The following is a 19,392-nucleotide window of genomic DNA, read 5'->3' on the forward strand; positions in this document are numbered from 1 at the left end:
GCGAAAGGAGGTTCCTGCCCGTCTGGCGAGAGCGCCGCGCCGCCCGCCTCTCACGTGTCCGGTAGGGCCGGTAGACCTAGCTCACCAACCGCGAGGACGGCTTGCCGGGAGGTACGGGCGAGGACGGATCCGGCGGCACATGACCGCTGGGCCAGCCTTCGGGTACGGCCTCGGCGGTTGGGTGACGGCAGTACGCAACAAGAGCACGGCAGCGGACGGGGAGAGATGACCGAGCAGATACGCAACGCAGAAGGGGAGTTGATCGGCATTCCCACGCGGGAGTCGGCGGACGTGGCCGCGCTGGTCCGTGAGATGACGGCCATGGTGGCGAGGCTCAGTCGCGAAACGCGGGAAATGCGCCGGGAGGTGGCTCGACTCAGGAACGCGGCTCCTGCCGCTGAGCCTTCTTCAGGTCTTCGACCTCCCGACGCAACGCCTGATGCTCCGCGCTGAGCTCTCGGATCTCGTCGCGCAATGCAGTAAGCACTTCGGTAAGGGTGAGGTCGGCGGCGTCGGGACTGCCGGGCCCACCCTCACCGGAGAGGCTGAAAGCGATCTTCGTGCTTCCAGGCGCCCCGCCAGCAGAGGCAGTATCGGCAGCGCCCTCGTTCGCCGACTTGCCGAGGTACCAGGCGGGCGGGGTGTAGTCGACGCCTTTGCCGTCGTAGTCGGCGACGAAGCTGCCTCGGCCCTGGATGGTGTAGATCAGCCCTTCCTCGCGTAGGAGGTTGAGGGCGGCACGGGCGGTCATGTTGGCGACGCCAAACCGCTCTTGCAGCTCCCGGTAGGAAGGGAGCTGGTCGCCCGGCTTGTAGCGGCCTGCCTTGATCTCGCGCCGAAGCTCGTCGGCTGCGTGCCGATAGGGCGGCCGGCGGTCGGGCTTCGCGGAACTAGCAGGCGTCATACCTATCAGAGTAGCCAGAGCTAGCAGCCTTAGCACACCCCTCTGACAAACCCCCACCCATGACCACACACAACTAGCAGTCTTCGTTCACTTGACATTGCTAGGTGAGCGAGGTTCTATTGATCACGCCCCGCCACCCGGCGGAGCGCTACTGAAAGGACGTAACACCCATGGCCCGTATCCGTGTTGGTCTGCTCCCCACCGCGTCGTTCATGGTCGGCACCATGCCGGTGCCGAAGTACGCGGACGCCGAGAAGACCCAGTTCGCAGTGGACCGTGAGACCGGCGTGAAGCTGATGACGATCACCCTCTTCTTCATGGAGGAGGACCGTGCGGACGCGCTGAAGATCACGGTCCCGGAGACCGGTCTTCCCAACGGCCTCAAGCCTGGCCTTCCCGTGATGCCGGTGGAGCTGTTCGCCACACCGTGGGCCCGGATCTTCAACGGCCAGCTTGCCGACGGCATCGCCTACCGCGCCGACCGCCTGGACCTGGCCAACGGCCCGGCGGCGACCGCTGAGGCAGCGTGAGCAGCACCGCTTTCCGGTCCGGCGTCGAGCACTCATCGGCTCACGCCGGGCCGGATGCCCGGCTCTGCGAATCGCTCGCCCACCAAACCGGGCTCACCAGCTATGGCTACGACCGCCCGGGCGTCCTGGACCGGACGTTCCTCGAATCGGCCCCCAGCGCCTTCCTCTACAGCCCGCAGGAGAACGACATATGAAGGACCTCAACGACGCATTGGAAGGGGCCTTCGGCTACGGCCGATTGGTCGCCGCCGTGGCACTGGCCGTGCTGGTCGGATGGTCGGTGTGGTGGGTGGCCCGCTACCTACACGCAGACGCCATGACCCGGCAGTCCATCCGGCAGGCAGTGCGCGTGCGACGGACCTGGAAGCGGCTGGCTCCAATGCTGAAGCTGTCGGCTACGGACAAGACGCCAACCGCTATGGCGTCGCTGGCGAACTCGGACAGCAAGCCCATCAAGCCTCGCGTCCTTGTCCCAGCCCTGAAGGTCACGCACGACGCCTACGGGGTGATCGCGCGGGCGACCTGCCTGCCCGGTGTCGGCTTGGAGCAGTTCCAGAAGGCAGCCCCGCACCTGGCCGACGCCTGGAAGTGCACGCGGGTCGCCGTGACCCAGGACAAGCCCGGACAGGTGGTGATCCGCGGTGTACGGCTCGATCCGCTGAAGTTCACCACCGAGCATCACCCCACAGGTGAGGAACCGGACGAGATCGCCTGGTGGGACCTGGGATTGGACGAGTACGCACAGCCGGTGTCCGTCGACCTGACGCAGGTGCCCGGCGTGACCGTGGCGGGCCTTCCCGGCTTCGGCAAGACATCGCTCATCAACCGGCTGATCTGCGACTGGGCCCCCTCGCCCGCCATTCAGTTCGTCTGTGCCGACGGCAAGGTGTCGACTGCCAGGGAGGGCGACTATGCCCACCTCGTGAAGCGGATGTTCGCCTTCGTCGGCGATGACCTTGAAGAGGCCAACGCCCTGTTCAAACGACTGGTGGAACTGCGCCGCGCCCGTGTCACGGCTGCTGAGAGCGTCCTCGGTGCGGGTGTACAGGACATGTGGCAAGTCGGCCCGTCCGCAGCGTGGCCGCTCCTCGTCGTGATCATTGATGAAGCGCACACCTACTTCCGCGACCACAAGGGCAGCGACCCCAAGACGAAGAAGCTCGCCGCACTCGCCGCCGAGAACGCCCGGTTGGTTGAGGACCTGGTGAAGAAGGGCCGCAGCATGGGCATCCTCGTCATCCTCGCCACCCAGAAGTCCACCGGCGACGCGATCCCGACCTTCATCCGCGACGTGTGCCCCATCGGTCTGTCCTTCGCGCAGAAGACCGCCGAGGCGGCCGTCGCCGCGCTCGGTGACGACATCCGGGAATGGCCCGACGCCAACCCGATCAACCTCCAGGACCGCGCTTACGTCGGGGTCGCCTCCATGAACCACCAGTCACAGCCCGGCTTCACCCGCATCCGCACGCCCTACGTCTCCGGCTCAGACAGCGCGGCCATCGCCCAGCAGACCGCCCATCTCACCACCGATCCGGCCGACCTGCTCACCGCCCAACTCCCCGGCGTCGATCTCACCAAGAACGACCCGGACGACACCACCCCGCCCCTGGCGGCCTGACCCGTCAGGCTCACCGCTCGTGCCCTCGCCCGGAAAGGAGGTGAACACTCATGACTGAGGACCGGATCACTCAGCGCACCGTTACCGCCGTGATGATCGTCATCGCTGCACTGGCGTTCGTCTTCTCCTTCGGCAACGTCTGGGCCCTGGCCCTGCGCCTGGGCGTCCCCGCTCCCATCGCACCGCTCATCGCCCCGATGGTGGACCTGTCCGTGGTCGGCCTCCTGGTGGCCCTGCGATTCCTGTCCCTGCGCGGCGTCCCGGCCGAGCAGATGAAGGCCGCAACGCGCCTGATGCACATCTCCGGCATGCTCACCCTGGCCCTCAACGTCGCAGAGCCGATCGTCGCCGAGCACTACGGCCGCGCTGCCGTCGACGCCGTGGCACCTCTGCTGCTCCTCGGCTGGGGAGCCGTCGGCCCGCAGCTCCTGCGTTCCTTCAACCTGGTCGCCACCGGCACAACCGCCCAGACGACCGTCGCCGAGCCTGCACCGGCCCCCGCCCAGACGGAACCCGTCTCAACACCAGCCCAGACCGTCACGCCGGATCCGGCCCAGGTAGCTCCGCAGACTGCCCCGGCCCCTGCAACGCCTGCGCCGAAGGTGCCTGAACCGTTGCTGGCCGAGGCACGCTCGATCGCCGCATCGCACCCCCCCGAGCACGGCGAACCCATCACGGCGGTTCAGCTCAAGAGGCGGCTCGCCATTGGCCTGCCGATGGCCACCGCGCTCCACGCCTCGCTGTAGCGCCGCACTCTCCCCGCCGGCCTCTCCGGCACATTCCACCCTCGCCCGCCCCTGGGCTCGACCTGCCATGCCTCCGGACAGCAGCCCGAACGCCTTCGCCCGCGAACGGCTGCTGCCCATCGGCCTCCCCCTCACGCCAGAAAGGAGCCCTGCCCCCATGCGCCGCCCCCTCGACCTACGCCACGTGATCAGCCCCGGCCTGCGGGACTTGATCGAGCTGGCCAACACCCACGACTTCGACAGGGTGAGCGAACAGGTCCGCGACCTGCGCGGCTGCACCCGCCCTGTGAACCTCCATGGCTGGACGGTCACCACCGACGAGACCACCAAGCAGGTGGTCCGCTCGTACCGCTCCGAGGACGAGCCCTCCGGACGCCTGCTGACCACCTGCGGCAACCGCCGCGCCACACGCTGTCCGGCCTGCTCACGGGTGTACGCCGCCGACACCTACCACCTGATCAAGGCCGGACTCTCCGGCGGCAAGAACGTCGCCGAGACCGTCCGCGACCACCCCCGAGCCTTCGTCACCCTCACCGCCCCCTCATTCGGCCCCGTCCACAACCGCAAGACCGACCAGGCGGGCAAGCCCCGCCCCTGCCGCTGCGGCGCCCACCACGTAGAGGACGACCCGGTATTGGGGACCCCGCTGGACCCAGCCACGTACGACTACACCGGCGCCGTGCTGTGGAACGCCCACGCCGGACAACTCTGGGCACGCTTCACCACCTACCTGCGCCGCGCCCTGGCCGAGCGCCTCGGCATGACGCAGAAGGCGCTGAACGCCGCTCTGCGCGTCTCGTTCGCCAAGGTCGCCGAGTACCAGAAGCGCGGCCTGGTCCACTTCCACGCCGTGATCCGCTTCGACGGACCCGACGGCCACACCGCCGCGCCCCCGTCCTGGGCCACCTTCGACGCCCTCAGCTCCGCCGTGGGCATCGCCGTCCAGCGCGCCCGGCTCACCGTCGAGTCCGACTCCATCGGCGAGCGGGTCATCGCCTGGGGCGGCCGGTACAAAGTGGATCCCATCTCCGCCTTGGGCGACGGCGAACTCACCGATGCCAGGGTCGCCGAGTACACCGACGCCAAGGTCGCCGGATACGTCGCCAAGTACGCCACGAAGAACGCCGAAGGCGCGGGCACTGTAGACCGCACCCTGATGTGCAGCCCTTGCAAGGGACGCGGCTACGTACGTGGCCCCGACCAGTTCCACGACCGGTGCACCGACTGCGACGGCACCGGACAAGCCGAACCCATCAAGGACCTGCCTGTTCAGCAGCACGTGCGCCAGATGATCCGTACCGCCTGGGCCCTCGGTCACCTGCCGGAATTCGCCGATCTCAAGCTCTGGAAGTGGGCCCACATGCTCGGCTTCCGCGGCCACTTCTCCACCAAGTCCCGCGCCTACTCCACCACCCTCGGCGCCCTCCGCGACGTACGACGTGCCTGGCGCCTCGCCCAGGCCGAAGCCGCCCGTGCCCGCGCCGGCCAACCCGTCGACGACGAGAACACCACCCTCGTCACCGCCTCCTCGTGGACCTACCTCTCCAGCGGCTACCGCCCCGGTGAAGAACTCCTCGCCGCCCAGGTGCGCCACGACATTGCTCACGCCCAACACACCAAGTCCGAAGGAGAGCCCTGGCTGTGACCACTCCGACCAAGACCGAGAGGCAGACACTGAAGCTGGTCGATGCACTGGCTGAGATCGGGGTGTCCCGCGCTGCCTTCTACCGCATGCGGGCTCGGGGCCAGGCTCCCAGGCACCTGAAGCTCCCCAACGGTCAGATACGCATACGCCGGGCCGACCTCGACGCCTGGTTCGACGCCTGCGAGGTGCAGGAAGCGTGCTGACCTACGACGTTCAGATCTGGGGCATCCGCAAGCGGCCCAACCGTGCGGCGGCCTACCAGCTCCGGTGGCGCGTCGGTTCCCGGCCTTTCTCCAAGAGCTACAAGATCAAGGCTCAGGCCGACGGTCGCCGCTCGGAACTGCTGACCGCGCTGCGCAACCGCGAGCAGTTCGACACGGAAACCGGCCTGCCCGCCTCGGAGGTACAGGCGCTCAACTCCACCACTTGGTACGCCCATACTCGTGCCTACGCGGCGATGAAGTGGCCCGGCGCCTCAGCCAAGCACCGCGCGAGCATCGCCGACACGCTGGCCACCATCACGCCGAAGCTGGTCAAGGACAACCGCGGGGCTCCGGCTCCGAAGGTGCTCCGGATTGCGCTCTACTCGTGGGTCTACCGGTTCGTCATCGCCGACGACGGGACGTTGAAGGCCCGTCTCGACGTCGAAGAGCCGCCCGCCGACATCGTGGCTGCGTTGGACTGGATCGGGCGGAAGTCCGTGGATGCCGCCGACCTCAACACGCCCTCGGTGGTGCGGACGGCACTCGACGCGCTGAAGCTGAAGCAGGACGGCATGTCCGCCGCCGAGAACACGGTGAACCGCAAGCGGACGGTGTTCAGCAACTGTCTCCGGTACGCGGTTGAGCGAGGATTGCTGACGACCCTGCCCTTTCACAAGGTCGACTGGAGCCCGCCCGAAACTGACGACGAGATTGACTTCCGGTTCGTACCCGGCCCGAAGCTGGCCAAGGCGCTGATCGACGCTGTAGGCGGGCAGGGAGCACGAGGACGCCACCTGATGGCGTTCTTCGGCTGCCTCTACTACGCGGCCAACCGCCCTGGGGAGGCGGCCAGTCTCCGAGAAGGCGATTTCACCCTGCCCCAAGAGGGATGGGGAGAGGTGTTGCTCTCGACCAGCACGCCCCGCGTCGGCTCCGGGTGGACTGACACAGGCGAGTCGTTTGATACGCGTGGCCTGAAGAAGCGGGCACGTAAGGCGACTCGACCTGTACCGATTCCCCCCGTACTCGTGCGCCTGGTCCGCGAGCACATCAAGGAGTTTGGTGCCGCTGAAGATGGCAGGCTGTTCCGTGCGGCCCAGGGTGGCGGCCTCCTGTCCAAGGAGTACGGCGAGGTTTGGAAGGCGGCTCGGATCGCGGTGCTGACCGAATCAGAAGCGGCCTCCCTCTTGGCTGACGTGCCGTACTCCCTGCGTCACGCCGGCGTCTCGCTCTGGCTTGAGTCCGGCGTCTCTCCTGCCGAGGTCGCGCGGCGAGCTGGCCACAGCATCGCGGTTCTGTTTCGTTTCTACGCAAAGTCCATTCACCGTGGTCAGCAGCACGCGAATGAACAGATCGCTCGAGCGCTAGAGGCTGCCGACGAGAAGTAAGCCACGCTCGAAGCACAGACAGCGCCCGCTCTGCCACCGCCAGGCAGAGCGGGCGCCTTCACGCGCAGTGACCCGCACCCTCGCTGAGCGAAGCCCACGCGAGCTTAAGACGTCATCCGGTACGCCTGCTGCGCCGTACGGCTGATGGGCCGGCTGTCCTCGATCGGGAGTCTGCGGGTCGCTTCGCGGCAGTCTCGGTCACGTCGCAGAATGCGGGACTGAGCGGCACAACCTGCGATCAGGGCAAGCGAGGACGACCATGGCTGGCGTGAGCGAACACGGGGGAAAGCCCACGCTTGCTGGCAAGGCCATGGGCTGGCTGGCCAAGGTGTTCCAGCTGAACCCGGCGGGACTCAACTGGCCGCGAGGCGTGGTGGTCCTGGACCTCGCGTTGGTGCCGTTGATCGTCTTCTGGGCGATCGGCCATGAACAGTACCTGCTCAGCGCGTTGTTCGGCCTGCTGCTCACGGGCCTGGCTGACCCGGGAGGCAGCTTCGGGTTCCGGTCCTTGCGCCTCGCTGCCTTCGGACTGCTCGGGGCAGGGCTGACCGCGCTGGCCTTCGGCATCGGAGGGGAGGCGTGGGGCTGGTTCGTGCTCGCGACCTTCCTGGTCACGCTGGCGAGCGGCCTGGCCGTCGCCTTCGGCGTCCGCAGGTTCCTTGCCGCCTTGTTCCTGAACGTCTGGTTCATTGTCGCCCTCGGGCTCGCCTTCAACCTTCACCAGCACGCACACATCTCCAGCTACACATGGGCTCAGGTGGCCTCATGGGCTGGGGGTTCGGCGCTCTGGATCGCGTTCGCGTTCGCATGGTGGCTGATCCGCGGCCGCCGCGACTCGCCCCAGCCGGTTCCGGAACTTCCCGGCGATACGTCACGGCGCAAGCTGACCCCGCCGCTGGCCGCGTTTGCCCTGCTGCGCGCGGTGGCCATGGCCGGGGCTGTCGCGCTTGCCTTCGGCCTCGACCTGTCGCACGGCTACTGGCTGCCCATCGCGACCATGGTCGCCATGAAGCCGAGCCTGGAGCAGGCCACCCTCACCGCCGTGCAGCGCCTGGCCGGTGCGGTGATCGGCGCTGGGGCAGCAGCGCTGCTGCTGCTGATCCCCGCGAGTGAAACCGGACGCGAGCTGTTCGCAGTCGATCGAGGGCTCGAAGTGGTCGCCCTCGTGCTGCTGATGCACGGGGTCGCGACGCAAGCCTGGAACTACGCGCTCTACACCGCAGCCATCGCCGCGGCAGCACTGATCCTGGCGGACCTTCCGCAGCCCTCCGACTACGGCGCCGAGGGCTACCGGATGCTGTGGACCCTGTGTGGCGTGGCAATCGGCCTGTTCACCATCGCTCTGGCCGGTCTGCTCGCCAAGCTGGGCACCAAAGCGCCGTCGCAACCAGCTTGAGGGACGTGCTGATGGGGGTGCTACTTCCGTAGAAGCTCCCGCAGGAGAGTCACATCCGCTGCTGCCGTGCCGAGCCGAGCGTCTGCCCCTATCGCCGGGTCTCTCAAGACCAAGTAGACCGTCATGACACCAACGAACACTCCCCCGGCCCCCCGGAACACCTGATCAGCGGGAAGAGGCCAGGTAGAGATCTGGTCCACGCATGGTCCACACGCAGTGATCCACCACGCGACAGACGCGGATCCAGGTGAGACAGGACCCATGCAGAAGGGGTGTCTCTGGCGAGAGACACCCCTTCTGACCTGCTCTTACCCTGACCTACGCGGAGGCGGTGGGATTTGAACCCACGGTGACATCGCTGCCACGACGGTTTTCAAGACCGTTCCCTTCGGCCGCTCGGGCACGCCTCCCCGCGCCGGCCGGTGATCGGCGGCGCGGGGACAAGGGTAACGGGTCGGTGCGCGCGGGTGGGGATCAGTTGTCGCCGGTGCGCGAACCCAGGGTGACGTCGACGGTCTGCTGCTTGCCGCCGCGCTCGTAGGTGATGGTGACCTTGTCACCGGGCTTGTGGGTCCAGATCTCGCCGATCAGGGTGGGGCCGGAGTCGATCACCCGGTCGTCGAGCTTGGTGATGACGTCGCCGGGCTTGAGGCCTGCCTTGGCGGCCGGGCCGCCGGGCTCGACCGGTGCGGCGCCGCCCGCGCCCTGGTCGGTGATCTGCGCGCCGTCCGAGCTGTCGTCCAGGGAGACGGACGCGCCGATCTTCGCGTACACCGGCTTGCCGGTCTTGATCAGCTCCTGGGCGACGTACTCGGCCTGGTTGATCGGGATGGCGAAGCCCAGGCCGATCGAGCCGGACTGGCCGGTGCCGAAGCCGCCGTTGCCGGTGGACTGGATCGCGGAGTTGATGCCGATGACGTTGCCCTGCGCGTCCAGCAGCGGGCCGCCGGAGTTGCCCGGGTTGATCGAGGCGTCGGTCTGCAGGGCGCTCATGTACGACGCCTGGCTGCCGCTGCCGTCGCTGGAGGCCACCGGGCGGTTCTTGGCGCTGATGATGCCCGTCGTCACCGTGTCGGACAGCCCGAAGGGGGCGCCGATGGCGATGGTCGAGTCGCCGACGGCCACCTTGTCCGAGTCGCCGAGGGTGAGGGGCTTCAGGTCCGAGGGGGCGTCCTTGAGCTTCACGACCGCCACGTCGTAGCCCTGCGCGTGGCCGACCACCTCGGCGTCGTACTTCTTGCCGCTCGGGAAGGTCGCGGTCAGCTTGCCGCCGTCCACCGCGCCCGCCACCACGTGGTTGTTGGTGACGATGTGGCCCTGCTTGTCGAAGACGAAGCCCGTGCCGGTGCCGCCCTCGCCGCTGTTGCTCTCGGCCTCGATCGTGACGGTGCTCGGCAGCGCCTTGGCGGCCACGCCCGCGACCGTGCCCGGGTCGCGCTTGAGGTCGCCGCCGCTGGTGGAGGCGGAGACCGTCGTGGAGCCGGAGTTCTCGTCGTTGTTCTTCGCCAGGGTGTAGCCGAGGCCGCCTCCCAGGCCGCCCGCGAGCAGCGCGGCCGCCAGGATCCCGACGACCAGACCGCTGCGGCCGCGGCCGGGCTTCGGCGCCGGCTGCTGGTAGGAGGAACCCCAGCCGCCCGCTCCGTAACCGGCACCGCCGTCGCCGTACGACGATCCGGCACCGCCGTCGCCGTGCGACGGGGTGGCCGGGGGCGGGGGCGGCGGCCAGGACGGGGCGGGGGCGGAGGAGGAACCGCCGGGCTGACCGGCGCCGCCGGAAGCACCCTCTCCGTGGGCGGCCTGCCCCTGGGCGTCCTGCCCGTACGGCCCCTGGGGCGCCGGAGCAGCGGGAGCATCCACCGGCACGGGCGGTACGGACGGGGCGGGGGGTACCGCGGTGCCCTCGTTCTCGGTGCTCACAGCTTCTCTCCTCGATCCACGGCTGCTTTTCCTGGGTCGCACTCGGTCACGCTTTTTCACGCTGGCGACGGTCCGGCGCGATACAGCTGTGCTTGTCCCTTTGTATGCCGTCAGCTTTTCCCACGAGACGTCAGAGCACCATAAGCGGTGGCTGTGGGTCCGCGGCCATTCTTTATATAGGTCATTACTGGTTAAAACTATGCAATTCCAGCACCTCCGTACGGGCCTGCGCATCCGTCGGGTCCGTACGACCGGACGCGTACCCGGACTCGGTGGCACCATGACGCGGTGACCCACGCACGGCAGCATGTGATTCAAGTCGTCGCCCACCGCGGAGCCTCCGAGGACGCCCCGGAGCACACCCTGGCCGCGTACACCAAGGCGATCGAGGACGGCGCGGACGCCCTCGAGTGCGATGTGCGCCTCACCGCCGACGGCCACCTCGTCTGCGTGCACGACCGCCGGATCAACCGTACGTCCAACGGCCGGGGCGCGGTCTCCGCCCTGGAGCTCGCCGACCTCGCCGCCCTGGACTTCGGCTCCTGGAAGACGCGCGAGGCCTGGAAGGGACGTGACGAGGAACCCGACTGGGAGCACCCCCCGGAGGACCGCGAGGCGACCTCCGTACTCACCCTGGAGCGGCTGCTCGGACTGGTCGCCGACGCCGGGCGCCCGGTGGAACTGGCCATCGAGACCAAGCACCCCACACGCTGGGCGGGACAGGTCGAGGAGCGGCTGCTGACCCTGCTGAAGCGGTTCGGCCTCGACGCCCCGGCCGCAGCCGAGGAGTCCCGGGTACGGGTGATGAGCTTCTCGGCCCGCTCCCTGCACCGGGTGCGGGCCGCCTCCCCGACCCTGCCGACGGTCTATCTGACGCAGTTCGTCTCGCCGCGGCTGCGCGACGGGCGGCTGCCCCTGGGCGTGGGGATCGCGGGTCCCTCGATCCGGATCGTGCGCAACCACCCCGTCTATGTGGAGCGCCTGAAGCGGGCCGGCCACCAGGTGCACGTGTGGACCGTGAACGAGCCGGAGGACGTGGATCTGTGCATCGACCTCGGTATCGACGCCATCATCACCAATCGTCCGCGCGCCGTACTGGACCGCCTCGGCCGCTGAGGCCGGCCACACAAGTCGCACCAGACCCACGCACACCTCTTGACCCCACACCTTGACGGGCGGGATCCTCCCGTCTCGGCCACACCGACGAAATCAAGCCATGCGATTACGGGGAGTGCTCCGGCGCGTTCGGTCCGTATTCGATCGTGGTGAATGCGTCACAGGACGTTGATTGGCCGGTTTCCGGTTCAGGCCAATGGGGCATCCACACCGTGGCGTGGGGCGAAGGAGGTCTCGGGGGTGGCGTTGGTGGTGGCACAGGAGGTGCCCACGTCGTCGAGCATGGCCGTACCCCATGGCCCTGCGGGCGTGGGGGAAGCAAGGCACCGTATGCGTGCACAGTTGCGCAGGGGTGGCGTAGCGGATTCGGTCATCGACGACGCCGTACTGATCCTTTCCGAACTTTTGAGCAACGCGTGCAAACACGGCAGGCCGCTCGGCGATGCCCTGTCCGGTGACGGGGACGTCCGTGCCGCGTGGCGTGTGGACCCGGCCGGGCGGCTCGTCGTCGAGGTCACGGACGGCGGCGGCCCGACCCGCCCCGCCCCGGCGACCCCGTCGGTCACGGCACACGGCGGCCGCGGGCTGAACATCATCACCGCGCTGGCCGACGACTGGGGCGTCCGCGACGACATCCGCGGCGAGGTCACCGTGTGGGTCATCGTCCACGACGACGTGTACGACCCGGACGCCGGCCACCGGCGCGACGACTTCGTGACGCGCGTCGCGGCCCCCGCGGTGTCCCAGATACCCGGGCTCGACTTCGCGGACGCCTTCGACGACATGGACTGAGCGCCCGTACGCCGCACCGGACCGAGTGTTGTCCACAGGATCCCGTCGCCCGAGGCCCGAACGGCTAGGCTCGCGAACGTACGAGACGAGCCGTAACCGGGAGACCCATCGATGGCCAAGAAGCGACCCCAGACGAAGGCCAAGCGCCCGCAGATCACGGATGGCGAGGTCCCGGTCGTAGGCGCCCGTGAGCCCTGCCCCTGCGGCAGCGGCCGCCGCTACAAGGCCTGTCACGGCCGGGCCGCCTCGCACGCCGCGACCGAGCTGGTGCACCGCCCCTTCGAGGGCCTGCCCGGCGAGTGCGACTGGGTGGCCCTGCGCGAGCTGGTCCCGGCGGCCACGGTCGAACTGCCCCTGAAGGACGGCCTGCCCGAGGGCGTCCCCGCGGTCACGCTGGCCACGGTCCTGCCGATGGCCTGGCCCGCCCTGCGCCGCGACGACGGCTCGGTCCTGCTCGGCCTGCAGAACGACACCTCGTCCGGCGACATCAGCCGCGACCTGGCCGACACCCTCCAGCGCGCCCTCGAGGCCCAGCCCGGTACGCCCGTGCAGGGCCGCCGCGCCCCGGCCGGCGGTCCGCGGCTGCAGGATCTGCTCGACCCGGAGGGCACCTTCGAGCCAGAAGTGCACAGCGGCTTCGAGTTCTGGGTCCCGGACACGGAGAACGCCACGCCGGAGGTGACCGCCTCCCTGGAGCGGGCCAACGCCGCGGCCATCCCGACCGTCAAGCTCCAGAGCGTGGATGCCGCTTACTGGTGCGAGACGCCGGAGAAGAACCATTTGCGGTGGGTCATGCCCCACGCCGAGGAGCAGCTTCTGGACGCTCTCGCGCGGCTGCACGCCGCGGGCCGTTCCAGCCTCGGCGAGGGCACCCGCCTGGTGGGCTCCTTCCGCGCTCACGGGCTCACGGTGCCGGTGTGGGACCTGCCGAGCGGGGTCACGGCCGAGGACGTGGAGAAGCCGGCGGCGGAGTTCGCCGAGCGCCTCGCCGCCGCCCTGGCCGCGGACGCGCCGCTCACCCCGGACGAGCGCCGCGCCCGCGGCGGCCTCACCAACCGGCAGGTCACGCTCAGCTGACGTGCCCCACCGGGTCCGGACGGCCGCCGCCCCGGCCGGCCGGGCCCGCGCACCTCGGGACGGATGACTCTCCCCTCACAACTCCCGCTGGAGACAAGCCAGTCGGTGACTGGAAAGGGCGAGATCGAATTTGCGAACCGCCGATCTCTTGTTACCGTTCCAATAGCCCGGTTGCTGGTGCATCCCCCGTCGCCAGCAACCGGGTCTTTTCGTCTCCGCGACCGTTCACGGAACGCAGCCGCTCGTCAACTACTCATCCACGCAGGCGAGTTGCTCCCCGAGCGCAGCAGCAGCGGCCCCTGGCCCGCGCGCCGGGCGAACTCCGCGACCGCCGTGTACGCGGCCAGATTCCCGCGCACCGGCTCCCGGGGCGTCTCGCACGTCCGCGGCTCATCCTCGGCGCTCACCGCACACGTCATCCGCACGGTCCGGGCGCCGGGCTCCATCAGGGTCAGTACGGCGTCCAGCGCCTCGCCGGTCGCGTTGCGGTAGTAGGTCCGTGCCCAGGTATGCGCACCCTGCGTCACGACACAGGTCTGCGCCTCGATGCCGTCGGGGGAGGAGACTTCGGGACCGCAGCGCACGGCGGTCGCCAGGCCCTGGCCGAGTGTGGGCAGGGTGGGAACGGCGGAGGGCGCGCCCCTGGACGCCCCGAGCGCCTTGTCGTCGGCGCCTGGGGAGGGACGTACCTCGTCCCGTACAGAATCGGAAGCAGGGCCACCGCGTTCGGCGGTGACCTCCGAACGAACGGAATGCCGAACGGAATGTACAGATCCCGCGGACGCCACCGCCAGCGGCAGCGCGACCGCGCACACCGCCACGACGCCCGCGAGGGCGAGCAGTCTGGCCTTTCGGGGGTCCCGGGAGCGGCCCCGGGAATGACGCGGCATGACCCCGGAACTTAACGTCCCGAGGCCGTCGCCGGGCCCGGCGCGCCCGACGGTCCTAGAACTCGGGCGCGCTCACACCCGTACGAGTGAGGGCTTCGACCACGGCGTCCACCACGGCCTCGACATCGGGCACCCACGGGGAGGCGGAGCCGGGCAGCGGCGCCCGCTCCCAGCGGATCTCGCCCTGGCCCGTCCCGGACGGAGGCAGGGCCAGATAGCCGCCCTCGCTGTGGAATCGGAGGGATCCGGGCACGAAGTCCTTGGCGTAGAGCAGTTCGCCGAGTTGCTCCATGGAGTACGGCTTCACGAGGATCGCCCAGCGGGCGGGGGAGGCGACGACCGGGCCGAGCCGCATGCCCATGCGGTCGAGCGCCTCGAGGGCGCGGGCCGCCGGCAGGGCGGGCAGCGACACCGCGCAGGGCGCCTTGCCGCCGGTGGCCATGACGATCGGCGCCGTGGGGCGGTTGCCCCACCACCAGCGGACCATGCGCCCGTCGGTGGTGGCCGCGAGGAGGCCGGGGTCGAAGGGGTGCGCGCCGGGCACCGTGCATTCGGGGTCGGGGCAGCCGCAGCGGCCCGGCCCCTGCGGGTCCGCCGCCACGCCCGGGAGTACGGGCCACTGCCATTCCGTCGCGTAGGTCAGGGCCGCGCCGATCAGCTCAGGCGTCCCGTCACCGCGCTTGGACAGGAGCCTGCGTCGCCTTCCGAGGATCTCGCGCATGAGCGCTCGTTCCTTTCCGTTGCACGCCTGGCAACACCGTGGTCCACATCACAACATGTGTCGATCACTTCACTGTGCGTACCTGTTGGCGCATCACACCCCTGCCGTGAGCAGGGGGAACCCCTATGGGTCGAGCTTTGACTGCCTCCGCGGCCGTCCCGCCCATACTGCGTGTATCAAAAGCACGGGCGTGGCGTAGGGGTGGCGAAGTATGGCGTTTGCCGTCGCGCGTATTTCTCTCCGCCTCCGCCACGGGAGGATGGGGCACGGTCGTCGGTGGATAGGACGCCCGGGTCCGTCGCCAGGTTCCGGGTGATTCCCAACCACCCCTGGCCTTCACCGAGTACGTACCCATCACGACCGTCGTGACGCTCCGTCGAGCAAGCCCAGTCGACCGCAATAAGCCGTCCCCTGCGGCTGTTTTAGGCCAACTTTACATTTCTGTAAGAGGAAGGGGAGTTACTCCCTCCGACCTCACGGACACCAGGAATCCCGGCAGGACAATGCTGGACATCTCCTCACGAGTGCGTGTACATGTGGAGACACTGCTGGCGGCGCAGAATGACATGGGGGTTTGCGATGCTTTTGAGCAGTACGCGCCGGTCGGAAGGCCGGACGCCATGAACGCCCCGCACCCTCCGAAAGTGGCTGGAATCGATTCAACGGTTCCGGCACCCGCACACACTGTCGCGCCCGGCGCGCCGGGTACCTCCCCGGCTGTCCCCGCAAACTCCCCCGCCCCACCCGGCGCGGTGCTGCAGGACCGTCTCGCCGGCTGGGTCTCCGACCTCACCACCCTCCACGAGCTGACCGAACGCCTGGCCCGTACGGCCGCTCTCGACGAGGCGCTCCAGGAAGTGCTGCGGGCCGGCGCCGCCCTCGTGGGCGCCCGGCGCGGCCTCGTCGTCCTGGAACCGGGCGACGGCCTCGGCCCGGACACCACCATCGGCCTCGGCCTGGCCCGCGCCGACCTCGGCCACATCGAGACCGTGCCGCGCAGCGCCCTGTCCTACGGCCGGATCCTCGACGGGCTGCCGGGCGGCGAGGACGGGATCGCCGAGCCCGACCTGTTCGCCGCGGAGGGGCTCGATCCCCGCCACCGCGAGGTCGCGGCCCGGCTCGGCTACGCCGCCAGCTACGCCCTTCCCCTGTGCACCGGGACCGCGGGCCGCCTCGGGGCAGCCGTCTGGCTCTACGACGAACCCGCCGAGCCGGGCGAGCGGCAGCGCCACCTCGTCGGCCTGTACGCCCGGTACGCCGCCGAACACCTCGCCCGGCTCCTCGAGCTGGAGCGCACCCGCGCGGCCATGGCGACGATGTCGGACGAGCTGCTGCCGTCGCGGCTGCCGCGGGTGTCCGGCGTCCAGCTCGCCGCCCGGCACCGCACCGGCCCGCGCGGCGGCGGCGACTGGTACGACGCGCTGCCGCTGCCCGACGCCGCCCTCGGTCTCGCCGTCGGCTCCGTCACCGGGTCGGGGCCCAGCGCGGTCGCCGCGATGGGACGGCTGCGGGCCTCCCTGCGCGCGTACGCCGTGATGGAGGGTGAGGATCCGGTCGCGGTCCTGTCCGACCTGGAGCTGCTGCTGCGGCTGACCGAGCCGGCCCGCTCGGCCACCGCGCTGTTCGGCTACTGCGAACCGGCCGCCCGCAAGATCACGCTGGCCGGCGCCGGTCACAGCCCGCCGCTGCTGATCGGACAGCGCCGCACGGAGTTCGTGGAGACGTCGGTCTCGGCCCCGCTGGGCATGCTCGCCTGCTGGGAGGCGCCGAGCGTGGAGATCCTCGCCGAGCCCGGAGAGACGGTTCTGCTGTACACCGACGGGCTGCTGCACCGCACCGGCGAGGCCACCGACCGCGCCTTCGCCCGGCTGCACGCGGCGGCCGCCGGAGTGCCGCGGGCGCTGCGGCACGACCCGGGCGCGCTCGCCGACCACGTCCTGCGGAACGTGCTGCCGGACGGGCTGGACGCGGCGGAGGGTGCGGAGGACGTCGTGCTGCTGGCGGTGCGATTCGAGTAAGGCCCCTAAGACTCCTCGTCATCGCCCTGGGGCCTCTTCCGCGCCGCCGTACAGTGGAGGACGGTCCAGTGCCGTATCGAGGAGGATGACCGTGGCGGAGGAGCTCAACCCGGAGGTGCCTGGTGCTGCTGCTGACGCAGCGGGCCCGGACGAGAGCGAAGAGCCGATCAAGCAGCGGAAGAACGGACTGTACCCCGGCGTGTCCGACGAGCTTGCCGAGAACATGAAGAGCGGCTGGGCCGACACCGAGCTGCGTGACCTCGAGCCCGTCCCCCAGGCCGCCGAGACCGCCGCCCGCCGGGCCGCGCTGTCCGCGCGCTTCCCGGGCGAGCGTCTGGTGATCCCCGCGGGCAACCTGAAGACCCGCTCGAACGACACCGAGTACGCCTTCCGCGCCTCCGTCGAGTACGCCTACCTCACCGGCAACCAGACGGAGGACGGCGTCCTGGTCCTGGAGCCCGAGGGCGAGGGCCACGAGGCGACGATCTACCTCCTGCCGCGTTCCGACCGGGAGAACGGCGAGTTCTGGCTGGACGGCCAGGGCGAGCTGTGGGTCGGCCGCCGGCACTCCCTCACCGAGGCGGAGAAGCTGTACGGCATCCCCGCCTCCGACGTGCGCGAGCTGGCCGGGGCACTGCGCGAGGCCACCGGTCCGGTGCGGGCCGTACGCGGGTACGACGCCGGCATCGAGGCCGCGCTGACCGACAAGGTCACCGCCGAGCGTGACGAGGAGCTGCGCGTCTTCCTCTCGGAGGCGCGGCTGGTCAAGGACGACTTCGAGGTCGGCGAGCTGCAGAAGGCGGTCGACTCGACCGTGCGCGGCTTCGAGGACGTGGTGAAGGTCCTCGACAAGGCCGAGGCGACCTCCGAGCGCTACATCGAGGGCACGTTCTTCCTCCGCGCGCGCGTGGAGGGCAACGACGTCGGCTACGGCACGATCGCCGCGGCCGGGCCGCACGCCTGCACGCTTCACTGGGTGCGCAACGACGGGCCCGTGCGCTCGGGCGATCTGCTGCTGCTCGACGCGGGTGTGGAGACGCACACCTACTACACCGCCGACGTCACGCGCACACTGCCGGTCAACGGGCGGTTCAGCGAGCTCCAGAAGAAGATCTACGACGCGGTGTACGAGGCTCAGGAGGCCGGGATCGCGGCCGTGCAGCCGGGCGCGAAGTACCGGGACTTCCACGATGCCGCGCAGCGGGTGCTGGCGGAGAAGCTGGTCGAGTGGGGGCTCGTCGAGGGGCCGGTGGAGCGGGTGCTGGAGCTGGGGCTTCAGCGGCGGTGGACGCTGCACGGCACGGGTCACATGCTCGGCATGGATGTGCACGACTGCGCTGCCGCGCGGACCGAGACGTACGTCGACGGTGTGCTGGAGCCGGGGATGTGCCTGACTGTCGAGCCCGGGTTGTACTTCCAGGCCGACGATCTGACCGTGCCCGAGGAGTACCGGGGTATCGGTGTGCGGATCGAGGACGACATCCTCGTGACCGAGAGTGGAAACCGGAACCTGAGTGCGGCGTTGCCTCGGCGTTCGGATGAAGTCGAGGCGTGGATGGCCTCCTTCAAGGGCTGAGTTTCGAGTGCGGGCGCGTGGGGGCTGGTCGCGCAGTTCCCCGCGCCCCTAGGGCATCCAGCAACAGCGTGCCTGTAAGCAGAGGGGCGCTGCCCCCAGGGGTCCAGCCGCGCGCCCGAAGGTCTGTGTCCAGAGCTGTCAGGGCCTCGGTGCCCTGCTCCGTCGCCGTACCGCCCGCCTCCAGGACACCGCGGGCCCCCGCCTGCACATGACGCAGGCCGATCGGGCCCGCCGTGTGGAGGAGTTCGGTGTCCTGGAGTGTGGACATCACCGTGAGCAGCGCGTTCAGGCGGGCCTGGGGCTCGGTCGCGCCCTGGACGCGGGCCGTGGTGAGGGTGGTCAGGGCGCGGCGGACATGGGGGAAGCCGGCCCTGGCCTCTCCCCTCGCACCGGCCGCGCCGTACTTGGCCGACACCGTGGAGCCGCGTGAGGGACGGCGTGGGGCGCGGCGGTCCGGGTGGGCGGCGATCTGCTTGGCCAGGGCCGTCGTGTCGGCCGGTCGCGCCCCCGGGTTCAGCGCCGCCGCCGCGACCAGCAGGCCGAGGGTCCACAGGGCGCCCCGGTGGCCGCCGCCCGTCAGGCCCACCGTGTGTTCGGTGGAGCGGCCGATCGCGCCCAGGTCCTCCCGGAGCCGGGCGCTGGGCTCGCCCGTGCGACGGGCCGCCGCGGCCATCGCCGTGAGGCCGGGCAGCAACGCCCTGGCCGACCAGCGCAGGGCACTGTGGTCGCGGCGGGTGGCCCGGGCCGTCAGATCACGCGGGTCGGGCAGGCCCGGCTTGGGGGCCAGGCCCAGCTGGCCGACCAGCGCCTCCACGGCGGCCTGCGCGAGCGACTCGTCCTCACGGCTGTTCATCG

General features: G+C 69.9%; 18 protein-coding genes and 1 tRNA gene. 13 read left to right on the forward strand and 6 right to left on the reverse strand.

Annotated elements, in window-relative coordinates; genetic code table 11:
• Positions 1-376 precede the first annotated feature (376 nt).
• Positions 377-904, reverse strand: coding sequence for a GntR family transcriptional regulator (locus tag AC07DF_RS12250; RefSeq protein ID WP_478969739.1), 528 nt, complete (start codon positions 902-904; stop codon positions 377-379).
• Positions 905-1,074: 170 nt separating this feature from the next.
• Between AC07DF_RS12250 and AC07DF_RS12255 the strand changes: the two genes are divergently transcribed.
• The 8 genes from AC07DF_RS12255 to AC07DF_RS12290 all read left to right on the forward strand — a co-directional run bounded on the left by AC07DF_RS12255 (position 1,075) and on the right by AC07DF_RS12290 (position 8,430).
• Positions 1,075-1,434, forward strand: a complete 360-nt coding sequence (locus AC07DF_RS12255; RefSeq protein WP_478969741.1) for an SCO3933 family regulatory protein — start codon at positions 1,075-1,077, stop codon at positions 1,432-1,434.
• Positions 1,431-1,628 (forward strand): hypothetical protein, encoded by a 198-nt coding sequence (locus AC07DF_RS12260; protein WP_478969743.1) that lies wholly within the window; start codon positions 1,431-1,433, stop codon positions 1,626-1,628. The genes AC07DF_RS12255 and AC07DF_RS12260 overlap by 4 nt, the downstream gene beginning before the upstream one ends.
• Complete coding sequence (locus AC07DF_RS12265) at positions 1,625-3,052, forward strand: FtsK/SpoIIIE domain-containing protein (protein ID WP_478969745.1); 1,428 nt, start codon at positions 1,625-1,627, stop codon at positions 3,050-3,052. The genes AC07DF_RS12260 and AC07DF_RS12265 overlap by 4 nt, the downstream gene beginning before the upstream one ends.
• Positions 3,053-3,102: 50 nt before the next feature.
• The gene (locus AC07DF_RS12270) at positions 3,103-3,798 is read left to right on the forward strand and encodes a DUF2637 domain-containing protein (protein ID WP_478969747.1); all 696 of its coding nucleotides are present in this window, start codon (positions 3,103-3,105) and stop codon (positions 3,796-3,798) included.
• A gap of 157 nt (positions 3,799-3,955) precedes the next feature.
• Positions 3,956-5,443 (forward strand): replication initiator, encoded by a 1,488-nt coding sequence (locus AC07DF_RS12275; RefSeq protein WP_478969749.1) that lies wholly within the window; start codon positions 3,956-3,958, stop codon positions 5,441-5,443.
• Positions 5,440-5,646: a helix-turn-helix transcriptional regulator gene (locus AC07DF_RS12280; RefSeq protein WP_478969751.1), complete on the forward strand. Its 207-nt coding sequence runs from the start codon at positions 5,440-5,442 to the stop codon at positions 5,644-5,646. The genes AC07DF_RS12275 and AC07DF_RS12280 overlap by 4 nt, the downstream gene beginning before the upstream one ends.
• Positions 5,640-7,034, forward strand: a complete 1,395-nt coding sequence (locus AC07DF_RS12285; RefSeq protein ID WP_478969753.1) for a tyrosine-type recombinase/integrase — start codon at positions 5,640-5,642, stop codon at positions 7,032-7,034. Before AC07DF_RS12280 ends, AC07DF_RS12285 begins: the two co-directional genes overlap by 7 nt.
• Before the next feature lie 259 nt (positions 7,035-7,293).
• Positions 7,294-8,430 (forward strand): FUSC family protein, encoded by a 1,137-nt coding sequence (locus tag AC07DF_RS12290; protein WP_478969755.1) that lies wholly within the window; start codon positions 7,294-7,296, stop codon positions 8,428-8,430.
• Between the two features lie 323 nt (positions 8,431-8,753).
• Here the strand turns inward: AC07DF_RS12290 and AC07DF_RS12295 are convergent.
• Positions 8,754-8,840: transfer RNA gene (locus tag AC07DF_RS12295), tRNA-Ser, on the reverse strand.
• A 64-nt stretch (positions 8,841-8,904) separates the two neighbouring features.
• Positions 8,905-10,347: a S1C family serine protease gene (locus tag AC07DF_RS12300; protein WP_478969757.1), complete on the reverse strand. Its 1,443-nt coding sequence runs from the start codon at positions 10,345-10,347 to the stop codon at positions 8,905-8,907.
• Positions 10,348-10,635: 288 nt separating this feature from the next.
• Between AC07DF_RS12300 and AC07DF_RS12305 the strand changes: the two genes are divergently transcribed.
• The 3 genes from AC07DF_RS12305 to AC07DF_RS12315 all read left to right on the forward strand — a co-directional run bounded on the left by AC07DF_RS12305 (position 10,636) and on the right by AC07DF_RS12315 (position 13,332).
• Entirely contained in the window at positions 10,636-11,463 is an 828-nt protein-coding gene (locus AC07DF_RS12305; protein WP_478969758.1) for a glycerophosphodiester phosphodiesterase, read from the forward strand.
• A 153-nt stretch (positions 11,464-11,616) separates the two neighbouring features.
• Positions 11,617-12,255 (forward strand): ATP-binding protein, encoded by a 639-nt coding sequence (locus AC07DF_RS12310; RefSeq protein ID WP_478969760.1) that lies wholly within the window; start codon positions 11,617-11,619, stop codon positions 12,253-12,255.
• Between the two features lie 111 nt (positions 12,256-12,366).
• Positions 12,367-13,332 carry a DUF5926 family protein gene (locus AC07DF_RS12315; protein ID WP_478969762.1) on the forward strand — a complete coding sequence of 322 codons (966 nt, stop codon included), beginning with the start codon at positions 12,367-12,369 and terminating at the stop codon, positions 13,330-13,332.
• Positions 13,333-13,577: 245 nt separating this feature from the next.
• Here AC07DF_RS12315 and AC07DF_RS12320 read toward each other — a convergent pair whose 3' ends face one another.
• Complete coding sequence (locus AC07DF_RS12320; protein ID WP_478969763.1) at positions 13,578-14,222, reverse strand: hypothetical protein; 645 nt, start codon at positions 14,220-14,222, stop codon at positions 13,578-13,580.
• Between the two features lie 55 nt (positions 14,223-14,277).
• Entirely contained in the window at positions 14,278-14,943 is a 666-nt protein-coding gene (locus AC07DF_RS12325) for a bifunctional DNA primase/polymerase (RefSeq protein ID WP_478969764.1), read from the reverse strand.
• 503 nt (positions 14,944-15,446) lie between these two features.
• Here AC07DF_RS12325 and AC07DF_RS12330 point away from each other — a divergent pair.
• Both AC07DF_RS12330 and AC07DF_RS12335 read left to right on the forward strand, forming a co-directional pair.
• Entirely contained in the window at positions 15,447-16,961 is a 1,515-nt protein-coding gene (locus AC07DF_RS12330) for a PP2C family protein-serine/threonine phosphatase (RefSeq protein WP_478969766.1), read from the forward strand.
• 85 nt (positions 16,962-17,046) lie between these two features.
• Positions 17,047-18,537 (forward strand): aminopeptidase P family protein, encoded by a 1,491-nt coding sequence (locus AC07DF_RS12335; RefSeq protein ID WP_478969768.1) that lies wholly within the window; start codon positions 17,047-17,049, stop codon positions 18,535-18,537.
• On the opposite strand, the gene AC07DF_RS12340 is transcribed toward AC07DF_RS12335, so the two are convergent.
• Positions 18,527-19,390, reverse strand: coding sequence for a triphosphoribosyl-dephospho-CoA synthase (locus tag AC07DF_RS12340; RefSeq protein ID WP_478969770.1), 864 nt, complete (start codon positions 19,388-19,390; stop codon positions 18,527-18,529). The genes AC07DF_RS12335 and AC07DF_RS12340 overlap by 11 nt on opposite strands.
• Between the last annotated feature and the right edge of the window lie 2 nt (positions 19,391-19,392).

This window comes from Streptomyces sp. NPDC044719, assembly GCF_056433405.1.